Below are 14,436 nucleotides of genomic sequence, written 5' to 3' on the forward strand. Positions count from 1 at the left end.
AACGGTGGTTATCTGGCGAGCGTGGCCTCACCCGAGATAGGTTGGACCGACGCCGGAGCAGGCGCACCGGTCGCGACCGCGATCCGGCCCGCCTTCGGCGCGACCGTGGCACCCGGCATCGCCATCTGCGTGCCCTGAATGATGACCCGGTCGTTCGGCCCGATCCCCGAGCGGACGATCCGGAGGCCATCGACCACCGGCCCGAGCTCGACCGGTTTCTGGCTCACGACGTTCTTCGCATCGATCGTCAGCAGCACTTTCCGCGCCTGATCGGTCTGCACCGCGTCGTCGGGCACCAGCAGAGCCTGCCGCGTCCCCGCACTCGCGAGGCGCATGTTGCCGAACATCCCCGGCGTCAGGAAATAGCCGGGGTTGGCGATCACCGCGCGGCCGCGGATCGTGCCCGATCGCTGGTCGAGCCCGTTGTCGGTGAAGTCGAGCTTGCCCTTCCAGCGATGCTCGGTCTCGTCCTGCAGCTGGATCTCGACCGCCGCTGGCGCCGCACCGGGCTGCCGCGCGCGCTGCGTCTTGAGGTAGAGCGCCTCCGACCCGTCGAAATTGAAGTAGATCGGGTCGAGCGCGTTGATCGTCGTCAACACGGTGCCGCCGGTGCCTTCGCCGCCCGCGACCTGGTTGCCCGCATCGACGCGGCGGTCGGAGATGCGCCCGCCGATCGGCGCGCGAACCTGCGTGAAGCCGACGTCGAGTGCGCGGGCCCGTTCGCGCGCCTGCGCGGCGGCGAGTGCGGCGCTGGCAGCTTCGAGCTTGCCACGCAGCGCGTCGACCTCACCCGCCGAGACGGCTTCGTCCGCGACCAGCCGCTGCGCGCGGCCGAGGTCGGTACGCGCGAGCGACAAGGCGCTCCTGGCGCTCGCGACGTTGGCGTGCGCTTCTGCCAGCGCCGCGGCGAACGGGCGCGAGTCGATCGTGAAGAGCAGCTGGCCCTTGCGGACGATATCGCCGTCATGGAAGTGGACGCCGGTGACTTCGCCCGCGACACGCGGCCGGATCTCGACGCTGCGGCTCGGCGCGAACCGGCCGACATAATCGTCCCATTCGCTCACCTGCCGTACCAGCGGGGATGCGACCGTGACCGAGGCGGGCGGGGGCGCCGCCATAGCCGCATCGGGCTGATCGAGCAGCCGGACGCCGATCGCGCCCACCAGCGCCACGGGCACGAGCAGCATCGCGCCGCGCTGCCAAACGGGTCTGCGTCGGGGGGCAGGGGCCTCCACCGGCGCGGCGTCGGCCGTTTTGATCGGGGAAAACACGGTCATGCCGCGTCGCTCCGTGATCGATCGGCTGACGTGCACGTGAATCTGGGATATGCCATGGGATTGCCCCCCGTTGTAATGGACATGCGTCACCGATCGTCGGTGCGCGCGGCATCGACAGTCCAGATGACAAGCGTGGACGATATCCGGTCGCCGGCATTACGCCGTAACCGGTCTGAAAACTGCGGAATTCTTGGCGTTCGACTAGGACAGTGTCGGCAACTTCGCTGGCCGGAAGACGATTGACGGACGACAATTTGACCGACCGTCGGCCGGGACTGTTTGTCTACCGGCTGGTATATAAAGCGCTGCGGAAACCTGTCAACCAGATTAACATACCGTCTGGTAGTTTAATCGCGACGGCCCGGGATCGGCTATTGGTCGACAAACGCCCAGCGCAATGTTCTCGCCAGATTGCGCGTGCCCGACGAGACGACGGGCCGCATCAAGGCCGGCGACCCCGCCAGCCCATGCATTCGCCGCGCCCATGCGGGCAGCAGATCGACCGCGGCCTGCATCACGATACGCTGGACGGGCAGGGCGAGCGGGTTCGCGGGCGTCTGCTCCAGCACGAACCGGGCAACCTCGAGCGTCCGGGCATCCGCGACGAGCTGCGGGCGCATGGTCTGCAGATAACGGTCCGTTCCCGCCCGATCCCGCGGCAGCGATGCGGCGCCAAGCAGTTCGCCGACCTCGGCGAACGCTGCATAATAGGCGTCCTGCTCGGCCATGCCGAGCCGGCGGTCGCCGAAACGCTGCCACGCGGCGAGGAAGCACCAGGCCTCCGAGACATGGACCCAGGCGAGCAGCGCGGGATCGTCCGCGCGGTAGGGCGTGCCGTTAGGGAGCGTCCCGGCGATGTGCGCGTGCACCGCGCGGACACGCGCGATCACCGCCTCCGCATCGGTGCGCTCGCCATAGGTCGTGACCGCGATGAACCGCGCGGTGCGCCGCAACCTGCCGAGCATGTCTGTGCGGAAGTTCGAATGATCCCAGACGCCCGCCAGAACCGCCGGGTGCAGCATCTGCAGCAGTAGCGCCGCGACGCCGCCGACCATCATGCTGACCACGTCACCATGCACTGTGCCGATCACGGCGTCGGGCGCGAACATCGCCGCAGCACTGCGCTCGACCGGCGCCTCGCCGCGCGCCTGGTCGTTGAACAGCGCACGCACCTGCCCGACGATCCGGGCCTTGGCGCCGGATCTGGCCCGCTCGCGCAGCATGGTAGGAAGGTCTTTCATCATTGCATGAACGCGCGATCTGCAATTTCGCGCCTGACGACGAGGGCCATGCAATTGACGGTCCGTGATTGCGCTGACGGGATCCGCGCGCGACAAGCACGCATTCGACAGGAGAATGTAATGCGTCTTGCCTTTGCCCTATTGCTGCTGCCCACCGTGCCGATCGTCCTCGCCGCCGCCCCGGCGCCGGTGGAGACCCAGCGCGTCGCGGCACAGGATGCGGCACTGCTCACATTCCTCGACAAGGCCTATGACGAACAGCTTGATCTCAGCCCGGAATCGCTGACCCAGCTCGGGCTGAAGACGCATTATGACCAACTCGACGACTATACCGACGCCGCCACGGTCCGCGCGCAGGCCCTGTCGGAGCGGCAGCTGAAGGCCATGCGATCGCGGTTCCGCCCCGACGATCTGGGCGAGAGTGCGCGGGTGAGCTACCGGCTGTTCGAATATGAGGTCGACCGCGGGCGGCAATCGCTGCGCTTCCGCAAGCTGCGCTTCCCCGTCACGACCAACGGCAGCCCGGCGGGCGACATCCCGGTGTTGCTGATCAACAACCACAAGGTCGATACGCTCGCCGACGCGCAGGCCTATATCGCACGGCTGCGCGATACCGAGCGCGTCATGCGCGAGGTCAGCACGACGATGCGCGAGCAGGCGGCGGCGGGAATCATCCCCAACAAAGTCAATTTCGCACCCGCCCGCGCCGATGCACGCGCCGTGCTGGTCGGTGCCCCGTTCGACGCGGGCGCGGATTCGACGGTCATGGCCGATTTCCGCAAGAAGGTAACTGCGCTGGCAGTGCCCGCGGCGACCAAGGCGGCGTTGCTGGAGGAGGCGCGCGCGGCGCTGACAGGGCCGTTCCGTGCCGGCTATGACCAGCTGTTCGCGACGCTGGACGCGATCGAGCCGCAATCGAAGGGCAATTTCGGCGCCTGGAATCTACCCGATGGCGCGGCCTATTATGCCGACCGGCTGAAGACCTCGACCACGACCGCGCTGACCGCCGACCAGATCCACGATCTTGGCCTGAAACAGGTCGCCGCGATCCGGCAGGAGATGGAGGCGATCAAGCGCGAGGTCGGGTTCACCGGCACGCTCGAACAGTTCTTCGACAAGATCCGCACCGATCCCCAGTTCAAATATCCCAACACCAGTGCGGGGCGCGAACAATATCTCGGCGACGCGCGCGCCGTGATCGCATCGGTGATGGCGGCGGCCCCCCGCTATTTCCGGACCCTGCCCAAGGCGCCGCTCGAGGTGCGCGCGGTCGAGAAATGGCGGGAGGGCACGGCCTCGACCGCCTTTTACAACCCACCGTCGGCGGACGGATCGCGGCCCGGCATCTATTACGTCAACCTGGTCGACATGAACCAGACGCAGAAGGTCCAGGTCGCCGGCATCGCCGCGCATGAGGGCGCGCCAGGCCATCATTTCCAGATCGCGCGCCAGCAGGAACTGACCGGCATCCCGAAATTCCGCAAGTTCGGCGGCTATGGCGCCTATATCGAGGGCTGGGGGCTGTATTCGGAGCGGCTGGCGAACGAGATGGGGGTCTATGAGGATCCCTATGCGCGGTTCGGCATGCTGTCGCTCCAGGTGTGGCGCGCGATCCGGCTGGTGCTCGACACGGGCATCCATGCCAAGCGCTGGAACCGCGACCAGGCGATCGCCTATTTCAAGGCGAACAGCTCGGTGTCCGACAAGGATATCGCGCGCGAGGTGGATCGGTATTTCAACTGGCCGGGGCAGGCGACGAGCTACATGGTCGGTCAGCTCAAGATCGCTGACCTGCGCGCGCGCGCCGAACGCGAACTGGGGTCGCGGTTCGACATTCGCGATTTCCACGAAGCCGTGCTCGATCAGGGCGCGCTGCCGCTCGACGTGCTCGACGAACAGGTCGGTCGCTACATCGCCGCGCACCGGCAATAAGGGGCGCGACGATGGATCCGGACACGCCGCGCGAAGCGGACCGCCGCGCCCTGTTGAAGGGCGCGCTCGCACTCCCGGCGATCGGCTGGCCGGGCATGGCGCAGGCGGCCGTCGCCGCCGATCCGCTGACCGGGCCGGGCATATCGCTTGCACTGGCGCAGCGGCGGGCGGCACAGATCGCACGGGTCCGCTACGCCATCTCGCTCGACGTCACCGCCGCGGACCGCGCGGTCGGGTCGGTCGTGATCCGGTTCGACCGGGTCAGGGACAGCGGCGAGCTCGTCCTCGATTTCCGCGGAACGATGCTGACCGGGCTGGAGGCGAACGGTGTGGCGGTCCCGGCCACCGCGCGACGCGATGGCCATCTCGTGCTGCCAGCGCGCGTGCTGAAGACCGGAGCCAACAGCGTGGCGGCGCGCTTCGAGACCCCGATCGCCAGCGCGGGGGCAGCGATCATCCGGTTCCGCGACCCGGCCGACGGGCGGACCTATCTCTACACATTGCTAGTGCCGTCGGACGCCAATCTGCTGTTTCCCTGCTTCGATCAGCCCGACCTGAAGGCCCGCATCCGCTGGGACGTGGTCGCGCCCGAGGGCTGGACGGTGATCGCCAACGGGCCGGTCGCCGCGAAGACTCCGACAGGCGCCGCGACCCGCTGGCGGTTCGCGGAGACCGTGCCGATCTCCACCTATCTCGCCGCCTTTGCCGCCGGGCCCTGGGTCGGCACTACGTCGGCCCCCGCCGGGGGGCAGCCGATCACGCTCTACGCCCGCCATTCGCGCGCGGCCGAGGTCGATGCCGAAACACAGCTTGCGACCAATCGCGCGGCGGTGCGCTGGCTCGCCGACTGGTTCGGCATCGCCTATCCCTTCGCCAAGCTCGATCTCGTGCTCGCGCCGGCCTTTCCCTTTGGCGGCATGGAGCATGTCGGCGCGGTCTTCTACAATGAGGACCGCTTCGTCTTCCGCGAGCCGCCGACGCTGCCGCAGCGGCTGGCGCGCGACCAGACCATCTATCACGAGATCAGCCACCAGTGGTTCGGCGATCTCGTCACGATGCGCTGGTTCGACGATCTGTGGCTGAAGGAGGGGTTCTCGACCTTCATGGCCGCGCGGATCCAGGCGGACCTGCAGCCGGACAGCAACGCCTGGACGACGTTCCTGCTGTCGATCAAGACGCCCGCCTATCGCGCCGACGCGACCAGCGGCACGGCACCGCTCTGGCAATCGCTCGACAATCTCGACGCCGCCAAGAGCAATTACGGGCCGATCGTCTACAACAAGGCGCCGGCGGTCATCAAGCAGCTGGCATTCTTCGTCGGCGAGGACGGGTTCCGACGCGGCCTGAATCTGTTCCTCACCCGGCATGGCTATGCCAATGCGACCTGGCAGGACCTGCTCGGTGCGGTGGGTGAGGCGTCGGGCATCGATCTGGCTGCGTTCGGTCGCAACTATGTCCTGCGCGCGGGGCTGCCGCGGATCGAGACCGCGCTGACGCTCGCGCAGGGGCGTATCGATGCGCTCGTGTTGAAACAGCGACCGGAGAGCAGGCTGCCGGGTGATCCGGGTGGCGCATGGCCGATGAAGGTGCGCATCCGCCTCGGCTATCATGACCGCGAGGACGTCGTGCTCGACGCACGCTTCGAAGGGGCGGTCGCGACCGTCGACAAGGCCGCCGGCCTGCCCGCGCCCGACTATGTATGGGCGAATGACGACGACCAGGGTTACGGCCTGTTCATGCCCGACGACCGGACCGTCGCGTGGATCGCCGCACACGTTGGCAGCGTGACGGACAGCCTGTTGCGCGCGATGCTGTGGAGCGCGCTCTGGGACGTCGTCCGCGACCGCCGGCTGCCGCCCGAACGCTATCTTGCGGTGCTGTTACGCGAGCTTCCTGCCGAGCGCGACGAATAGATATCGCGCGCGATCCTGTCGCGCGGGGCAGCGGCGCTCGACGTCTATCTCACCGAGGCACGCGGCGCGGGTCTTCGGACGGGCTGGGAGACCGCGCTGCTCGCGCGGATCGACGATGCGGCGATCGGCTATGGACTGCGCAAGGACGCGCTCGACCGTCTGATCGCGACCGCGCGGACGCCGCTTGCGCTCGACCGCCTCCGCGCCCTGCTCGACGGCAGCGCGCGACTGGCCGGCGAGCCGATCCGCCAGCCGACGCGCTGGGCGATCGTCCGGCGGCTTATCACGATCGGTGCGCCCGACGCGGGCACGCGCTTCACCGTTGAGCGCGCGCGCGATACCTCGACCGAGGCCGCCAAGGATGCCTTCGTCGCCGAGGCTGCATCCCCGCGTGCCGCCGTGAAGACCGCCTATTTCGAGCGCTATTTCGACGATGCCGCGCTCAACGAGGCATGGGCGAGCGAAAGCCTCGGTGCGTTCAATGCGGACGGGCAGGCGGCGCTGACGATCGGGTTCCTGCGGCCGGCGCTCGATCGCCTGCTGTGGATCCGGCAGAATCGCCGCATCTTCTTCCTGCCCGCATGGATCGACGCGTTCATCGGCGGGCAGGTGAGCCCGGAGGCGCTGCGGATCGTCGACGATTTTCTTCGTGAGCAGCGGTCGCTGCCGATCGACGTGCGCCGCAAGATCCTGCTGGCGCGCGACGAACTGGCGCGCACCGTCGCCATTCGAAAGACCTAGCCGCCGGGGTGGTATTCTCGCGCGACATGCCCCTTGAGCTCGTCGGGATGGAAATAGACCGGACGCAGCGCGCCGCCGGCGTAGCGCGCGGTCTGGTCGGCGAAGTGCGGGGACGCGGGATCGCCGCTCTGCCCGCCGACCATGACCGCCGTCGCCTTCACGCGCGGTCCGAATTCGACGACCGCGACGAAGCTGTTGCCGCTGGTCCCGTAATAGCGCTTCGTCCCCGGCCAGCGCTTGGCACCGAACGACGCGAGGCTGCCCCATTGCGCGGACGTGAAGGGGATGGGCGTCGACGCGCGCGCATCGTCGAAATGCGGCTGGATCGCGTCGTCGAGCCGCTGGAAGCGGTTGATCGCCTGCCACGGCGTCCGCCAGTCGCCAAAGTCGCGGCTCAGCCCGTCGACCGCGGCCGACAACGCGGCCAGCTTGGCCTCCGGCGTGACGCGCGTTGCGATGTAATCGGGCACGTTCATCCGCTCGGCCTGTGCGAACCCGCCGACCTCGCGCCACAGCTGGTCGCCCCAGAACACCGCAAGGCTGGTAGCCACCGAGTCATAGCCCCAGCGATGATCCCAACGATCGAGCAACGCGATCGGCGCCGCGAATTTCGCCCGGCGTGGATCGCTGGCCGGCAGCGCTCGCCAGGCGTCGACCAGACCGGGGAGAAGCCGTGCGAAGGCGGGGAGGTAGGAATCATAGGCGGCGGCACGCAGTGTCTCCGCGGTCCAGCCGCGTTTCCCGGTCAGCAACAGATCGGCATGGACGCCGCGCGCATTGCCGCCGACCTGATCCATGTAGCGCGGATAGTCCGCCGCCCGCGGACTATCGGGTCCGGCCGCGCTCCAGGGCCAGTCATTGGTGTTGTGCACCCAGCCGGTGCGCGGGTTCGCAACGCTCGGCAGCGTGGCGAGCCCGTGCAGCCCGCGCCAGTCGCTCGCCGGGTCACTGCCGTCGACGGGCCGGGTATAGTCGAACCGGTCACTTCTGATCGGCATGAACTGCGGCATCAGAAACGCGATCTCGCCCTTGGTGTCTGCGAACAGCGTGTCGTTTGACGAATTCGCCTTGCGTTGCGCAACCGCCATATAGCCTGCCAGGTCGGTCGCCTTGGTCCGCAGATAGCTTTGCTCGAGCGCAGGCACGGGCTTCCACATCAGCGCGGTCGCGATCCAGCGCCCCGCCTTGCTTGCGACGATCGGGCCGTGATGCGTGCGATAGGTCGTGAAGCGGCGCGTCCCCGACGTGCCGTCGGCGTTGCGGACGCGTAAATTGACGACCCTCGTGGTGACCGGCCGCAGCGCCTCGCCGTAGCGATAGCGGTAGCCCGTGTCGCCGCGGACGACCCGTTCGGCAAAGTCATCGACATTGTCGACCGTCGACGAGGTGTGCATCCAGCCCGCAGACGAGTTGAAGCCTTGATAGATAAAGAACTGGCCCCAGGTGCTCGCGCCATAGGCGTTGAGCCCCTGGTCGCTCGTCATCTGCGCTTCCGACCGGAAATAGAAGCTGGTGTGCGGGTTGATCAGCAGCAGCGCATGGCCGTTCGCGGTCAGGCGCGGCGCGATCGCGATCCCGTTCGAGCCCGACGGTTCACGCGGTACCATGCCCAGCTCCTCGGGGCTGGGCGGCGTCGGCGTACCGTAGAAGGTCTTGAGGTCGCTCAGCGATATCCGCTCGATATCGCCGCCGATGCTGCCCTCGGTAAAGCTCAGCGCCATCCACGGCTCGAACCGGGTCAGGACCTTTGGCTTCACCTGCGGATGGGTCGCCAGATAATAGTTCAGCCCGTCGGCCCAGGCCTGCATCAGCGTCCGCAGCCAGCCGGGGCTTGCCGCATAGTCGCGCTGGAGTTCGGCCGGATCGACGAACAGCCGCTGTCGCAAATCGGCCCAGACCGCGTCCTCGCCGTCCGCCTCCGCGCTCCGGCCGAGCGCGGTTAGGTAATTCGCCTCGATCCGCGCAAAGTCGTCCTCGGCCTGTGCGTAGATCAGCCCGAACACCGCATCCGCGTCGGAGCGGCCGCGGACATGCGGGATCCCCCAGTCGTCGCGGGTGATCGTCACGCGTCCCGCCTGCGCCGCCCACCGTGCCCGCTCGGTCGGTGGGGCACTGGGCGCCGTCGTCAGCATCGCCAACAGGATCACCGGCGTGCGGGCGTGTCGAATGATCATGGCCATCGCGGCAGCCTAAGCCGCAAACCGGGGAATGACCATGCGTCGCCCCCGCCGTCACGACGGGGTCGACACGGTGCCCCGCGGTCAGGCGGCCTGGGCGGCCATCCGCGCGGCGAGCTTTTCTTCCTCGGTCCACACCTTGCGCTCGCGCGGCGGCTTGGGCGCCTTGACCTGCTTGACCGGGCCACCGCCCAGCACCGGTGCACGCTTGGTCGAGTGACGCGCGACTTCGCAATGCCATTCGTGATCGTCGTGCACGGTCAGCGTGCGCCCGATCTCGCGCTCGACATCGTGGAGCCATGCGCGCTGTTCGGCGTCGCACAGCGTGACCGCGAAACCACTGCGGCCCGCACGTCCGGTCCGGCCGATCCGGTGGACATAGCTTTCGGGCAGGCTCGGCAGGTCGTGGTTGAAGACGTGAGTCACCGTGTCGACGTCGATCCCGCGCGCCGCGATGTCGGTCGCGACGAGCACCTGGACGGTGCCCGCACGGAACGCGTCGAGCGCGCGCTCGCGCTGGCCCTGCGACTTGTTCCCGTGCAGCGCCTCGGCGGTGATCCCCGCTTCGCCGATGAACGCGCAAACGTCGTTGGCGATGTTCTTCTGCAGCGTGAACACGACCGCCTGGCCGATGTCGGGCGTGCGCAGCAACGCGAGCAGCGCATCCTTCTTGTTCGCGGCGTCGAGGAACATCACCGATTGCTCGATCCGGTCGACCGTGGTCGAGGGCGGGGCGATCTCGACCTTCGCCGGATCGCGCAACAGGCTGTCGGCCAGCGTCGCGATCGACTTTGGCATGGTCGCCGAGAACAGCAGCGTGTGCCGGTCCGCGGGCAAGGTTGCGACGATCCGCTCGATCGGCTTGGCAAAGCCCATGTCGAGCATCTGGTCGGCCTCGTCGAGCACCAGCGCCTCGAGCGCCGATAGGTCGCAAAGCCCCTGCTCGACCAGATCGAGCAGACGGCCCGGTGCCGCGACGATGATGTCGACGCCCGCCTCGAGCGCCTTGACCTGGTGGAACTGACTGACGCCGCCGAAGATCGTCATCACGCTGGGCTTCAGATGGCGGCCGAAGCTCTCGAACCCGGCAGCGATCTGCGACACGAGTTCGCGCGTCGGCGCGAGGACGAGGATGCGGGCGCCGCCCCTGGGGGCAGGGCGGGGATTGGCGGCGAGCCGGTGGAGCAGCGGCAGCGCGAACGCGGCGGTCTTGCCCGTGCCGGTCTGCGCCATGCCGAGCATGTCGCGGCCCTGCAGCAGCTGCGGGATCGACTGCGCCTGGATCGGAGTCGGATGGGCATAGCCCTGTTCGGCAAGGGCTTCGAGCAGGAAGGGCGCCAGAGCGAGGTCGGCGAAGGTCGTGGTCATGGTAAAGCGGCGCCTCCGGCGCTGGGCAAGGCCGCGCCTGGTCGGGCTTAGCATTTCGGGAGCGCGCGCTGGTAGGTTTTATGCTGCACTGCGTCAATCTGGAATAGCGGCAACGTGCCAAGGGCATTCGCTTACCGGCGGCAGCGGGCAACCCTTGAGACCAAAATGCGCCACGGACCGCCCCGATCGGACGTCCTCGCCGCCTCCGGGAAGGCCCTGATGGATTGGCCAAACCAAAACCGGCTTGACTCGCTAACCAATCATGGCGAGATACCGGTAACATAAGACTGCGTCAGACGGTTTCATGAGGGATAGGATGAGTGACCATGAAAGTGTCCGGCCAATGTCGCGGCCGCCAGATCGGCCGGCGGATGCCCGCGCCGGATGTCGCGCCGGCGCGCTTCCCCCTGAATCAGCTCGGCGAGCCCTGATAGCCTGACCGGCCTACCGAATACGCACATAGCATTACGTTTTTAGCCAAACCGGGACCCGCTTTCCGCGCCCCAGTACCGACTTCGTATGCCGCAACGAACGGCGACGACCCCACAGAGAGGACCCTGATCATGAAGGCATTTCGACAGCCGCGTCTGACGCGTGCAGCCTTGTTGTGCGCTACCACCCTGGCCGTATTGGCGCCGTCGATCGCGCTGGCGCAGACGGTGCCGCCGCCGCAGGAGCAGGTGCCCGACAATGGTCAGGATCCCGCCCCGGCAACGCCGCCCTCCCCGCAGACCGAGGACACGCAGGGCACGCCCAGCGAGGACATCGTCGTCACCGGCTACCGGTCCAGTCTCGCCAAGTCGACCGATGCCAAGCGGGCGTCGACCGGCTTCACCGATTCGATCTTTGCCGAGGATATCGGCAAGTTTCCCGACACCAACATCGCCGAATCCTTCAACCGCATTCCCGGCATCACGATCACGCGCGACGTGACGGGTGAGGGGACCAATGTCGCGATCCGCGGGCTCGGGTCGAATTTCACGAACGTGACGCTCAACGGCGCGACGATCGCGGTCGCGTCGTCGGGTGCGACCGACGCGCAGGGTACGGACCGCTCGGTCGACCTGAGCTTCTTCCCGACCGAATTGTTCACCAAGCTGACCGTCAACAAGAGCTATACCGCCGACCTGCTCGAGGGCGGCGCGGCCGGCAATATCGATCTGCGCTCCGCACGTCCGCTCGACCGCGCGACCGGCTTCCTGAACTATAACGTCCAGGGCACGCGCCAGTCACCCGAGGACCGGATCGGCGCGCGCGGCGCGCTGATCGGCAGCTGGCGGACCGACACGTTCGGAATCCTGGCCGGCGTGTCGGCACAAAGGCTGTTCACCGATACGCGCGGGTTCGAGACGATTGGCTATACCAATCCGGCGCTCACCGCGGCGCAGTGCGGCGCCACGTCGGGCTGCAACACGACCGGCGGCGGCAACTGGACGATCCCGGCGGTGGTGCCCGCCGGCGCCGGTGCCGGGCTGGTCGCGGGGACGCCGATCGACCGGGCGTTTCTGCTCGCGAACAACCCGGGCGCGACGATCCAGCAGATCGACAATGCGCTGCTCCCGCGGCTCGGCCGCACGACCAGCATCCGCGGCCCGCGCGACCGGATCAACGCGATCGTCAGCACCGAATGGCAGCCGACCGATGCGCTGCATTTCTACATCGACGGTCTGTACGGCTACAAGAAGAACGAACTCACGCGTGAGAACATGGCCTGGATCGTCCGCAACGGCGCAATCATTCCAACCAACCTGACCTTCGACAATCCCGATTGCACGATCGGGTGCGTGGTGACCGGCGGGACATTTGCAAACGCGCAGTTCTTCAACGAATTCCGCCCCTATACCGAGACGACCAAGCTGGTCAGCATCAACCCGGGCGGCGAGTGGGAGATCTCGCCGACGCTCAAGGCCTCGCTGCAGGGCAATTATGCGCGGTCGACCTTCCACCGCGAGAGCCCGACCGTGGGCCTCACCACCCCGCTCGGCGTCGGCAACACGGTAACCTATAGCAACACCGGCGGAATCCCGACGATCCAGAGCGGGCTCGACCTCAACGATCCGGCGAATTTCGGCTGGAACGCGGGCAGCCGGGTCGGCATCCAGGACGAGCGGCGTCTCAACAAGAGCAAGGGCGCGCGTGGCGACCTGACCTGGGGCGGCAAGGCGCTCAACCTCAAGATCGGCGGCGCATTCGACGACGTGTCGCGGCGGATCCGCGGATTCGACAACAGCCAGGCGTGGCAGAATGCCGTCTGCGGCAACAATCCCAACGTGTTCGTCGCATCGCCCAACACCCAGCCGCCCTGCGCAGGCCTCGACGCCCCCGGCGCCGCGCCGGCGGGCTATCCGAGCTATCCCGGCTATGGCACGGGCGCGACCACCGGCCTGGCGGGGCCGGTCAGCTATGGCGGCTCGCTGGTCCCCAATGCGGCGGTGCCCGGCTATCTGAAGCCCGGCCCGGCAGGGTTCGTCACCGTCGACTGGCCGGCCTTTGCCGCCGCCACCAACTATGACAGCTTCCACGACGCGGCGCCCGAGACGGGTGCGGCCAACACCGGCGCCAGCGGCGGTGCGATCCGCGAGGTCGTAAAATCCGCCTTCGCCACGCTCAACGGCGCGCAGCAGATCGGCGACAACACGCTGCGGTTCAATGTCGGTGTACGCTACGTCAACACGATCCAGACGATCACGGGCCGCGTCTCGCTGCCGGATCCGCGCAACACGACCAGCACGGGCGCGAGCTTGCCCGACGGCAGCCGTTACGTGAATATCGTCAGCGAGGTGTCAACGCGCAACGTCTATTCGAAATGGCTGCCCGCCGCGACCTTCGCCTATGACCTTGGCGACCAGGCGGTGGTGCGTGTCGCCGGCTCGCGTACGATGACGCGTCCGGACCCCTCGGCGCAGCTTCCCGGCGTCAACTTCGGTGCGCCGTCGGCGGATCAGGCGAACATCGGCAACCCGGCGCTCAAGCCCTATATGTCGACCAACCTCGACCTCGGTTTCGAATATTATACCGGCCGTGAAGGCGTCGTCAGCTTCAACGCGTTCCGCAAGTCGATCGAGGGGTTCACCAATACCGCGATCAACACCGTGCCGTTCGCGGCGCTGGCGCAATACGGCATCACCTTCGACACGCTCAACGCCAACCAGCAGTTCGCGATCCAGTCGCGCGGCGGCCCCGGCGTCGCGCAGGTCCAGGTCACGTCGCAGGTCAACGTGCCCAACAAGCTGACGATCAACGGCCTCGAATTCCAGTGGGTCCAGCCGCTCGACTTCCTGACCCGGATGATCGGCGTCACCGGCTTCGGCTTCAATGCCAATGCGACGATCGTCGATCAGCGCAGCGATGGCCCGGCAACCGCGTTCGGCGTGTCGCCCTTCACCTACAACATCACCGGCTTCTACGAGAAGAACGGCGTGATGCTCCGGGTCGCGACGACCTCGCGTCAGGGCGCACAGAATAGCGGCGCGGCGCAGAACGGTATCCCGGCGGCGGCGCTGTTCGGGACGGACTATACGACCTACGACTTCTCGTCGTCGTTCGACCTCGACAAGATCTTCGGCCTGGCGGGCGCACCGCAGCTGACGGTCAACGTGTCGAACTTCACCGACGCGACGCTGCGGTCCTATTTCCAGTTCGAGAATGCGACCTTCACGCAGTATAAGCCGGGACGTCAGTTCCTGATCGGCCTGCGCGGCACCTTCTAGGACCGACGGTCGGGACGGTCGCCACTGCGCGATCGTCCCGGCAGCCGCTCAAGGACCCGACGACCAGTCTGCACGCC

General features: G+C 67.5%; 8 protein-coding genes. 4 read left to right on the top strand and 4 right to left on the bottom strand.

Annotation, left to right across the window (positions count from 1 at the left end):
- Positions 1 to 8: 8 nt before the first annotated feature.
- Positions 9 to 1,277: an efflux RND transporter periplasmic adaptor subunit gene (locus J3A66_RS01110; RefSeq protein ID WP_209566605.1), complete on the bottom strand. Its 1,269-nt coding sequence runs from the start codon at positions 1,275 to 1,277 to the stop codon at positions 9 to 11.
- A 371-nt stretch (positions 1,278 to 1,648) separates the two neighbouring features.
- Positions 1,649 to 2,518: an oxygenase MpaB family protein gene (locus tag J3A66_RS01115; RefSeq protein WP_245336654.1), complete on the bottom strand. Its 870-nt coding sequence runs from the start codon at positions 2,516 to 2,518 to the stop codon at positions 1,649 to 1,651.
- A gap of 120 nt (positions 2,519 to 2,638) precedes the next feature.
- Between J3A66_RS01115 and J3A66_RS01120 the strand changes: the two genes are divergently transcribed.
- From J3A66_RS01120 to J3A66_RS01130, 3 genes are all read left to right on the top strand, one after another.
- Positions 2,639 to 4,450 (top strand): DUF885 domain-containing protein, encoded by a 1,812-nt coding sequence (locus J3A66_RS01120; RefSeq protein ID WP_209566606.1) that lies wholly within the window; start codon positions 2,639 to 2,641, stop codon positions 4,448 to 4,450.
- A gap of 11 nt (positions 4,451 to 4,461) precedes the next feature.
- Positions 4,462 to 6,363: a M1 family aminopeptidase gene (locus tag J3A66_RS01125; protein WP_245336655.1), complete on the top strand. Its 1,902-nt coding sequence runs from the start codon at positions 4,462 to 4,464 to the stop codon at positions 6,361 to 6,363.
- A gap of 162 nt (positions 6,364 to 6,525) precedes the next feature.
- On the top strand, positions 6,526 to 7,104 hold the full coding sequence (locus J3A66_RS01130) for an ERAP1-like C-terminal domain-containing protein (protein ID WP_209570333.1): 579 nt from the start codon (positions 6,526 to 6,528) through the stop codon (positions 7,102 to 7,104).
- On the opposite strand, the gene J3A66_RS01135 is transcribed toward J3A66_RS01130, so the two are convergent.
- Entirely contained in the window at positions 7,101 to 9,278 is a 2,178-nt protein-coding gene (locus J3A66_RS01135; protein ID WP_245336899.1) for a penicillin acylase family protein, read from the bottom strand. The genes J3A66_RS01130 and J3A66_RS01135 overlap by 4 nt on opposite strands.
- An 87-nt stretch (positions 9,279 to 9,365) precedes the next feature.
- On the bottom strand, positions 9,366 to 10,649 hold the full coding sequence (locus J3A66_RS01140) for a DEAD/DEAH box helicase (protein WP_209566608.1): 1,284 nt from the start codon (positions 10,647 to 10,649) through the stop codon (positions 9,366 to 9,368).
- Between the two features lie 563 nt (positions 10,650 to 11,212).
- Here J3A66_RS01140 and J3A66_RS01145 point away from each other — a divergent pair.
- Positions 11,213 to 14,359 (top strand): TonB-dependent receptor, encoded by a 3,147-nt coding sequence (locus J3A66_RS01145; RefSeq protein ID WP_209566609.1) that lies wholly within the window; start codon positions 11,213 to 11,215, stop codon positions 14,357 to 14,359.
- Positions 14,360 to 14,436 lie beyond the last annotated feature (77 nt).

It is taken from the genome of Sphingomonas sp. PvP018, assembly GCF_017876865.1.
In the GTDB taxonomy this organism is placed as follows: Bacteria; Pseudomonadota; Alphaproteobacteria; order Sphingomonadales; family Sphingomonadaceae; genus Sphingomonas; species Sphingomonas aerolata.

Excerpts from the sequence above, each read along its gene's own strand:
- J3A66_RS01110 (WP_209566605.1), bottom strand. The coding sequence starts at position 1,277 with ATGACCGTGTTTTCCCCGATCAAAACGGCCGACGCCGCGCCGGTGGAG.
- J3A66_RS01125 (WP_245336655.1), top strand. The coding sequence starts at position 4,462 with ATGGATCCGGACACGCCGCGCGAAGCGGACCGCCGCGCCCTGTTGAAG.
- J3A66_RS01120 (WP_209566606.1), top strand. The coding sequence starts at position 2,639 with ATGCGTCTTGCCTTTGCCCTATTGCTGCTGCCCACCGTGCCGATCGTC.
- J3A66_RS01115 (WP_245336654.1), bottom strand. The coding sequence starts at position 2,518 with ATGAAAGACCTTCCTACCATGCTGCGCGAGCGGGCCAGATCCGGCGCC.
- J3A66_RS01140 (WP_209566608.1), bottom strand. The coding sequence starts at position 10,649 with ATGACCACGACCTTCGCCGACCTCGCTCTGGCGCCCTTCCTGCTCGAA.
- J3A66_RS01135 (WP_245336899.1), bottom strand. The coding sequence starts at position 9,278 with ATGATCATTCGACACGCCCGCACGCCGGTGATCCTGTTGGCGATGCTG.
- J3A66_RS01145 (WP_209566609.1), top strand. The coding sequence starts at position 11,213 with ATGAAGGCATTTCGACAGCCGCGTCTGACGCGTGCAGCCTTGTTGTGC.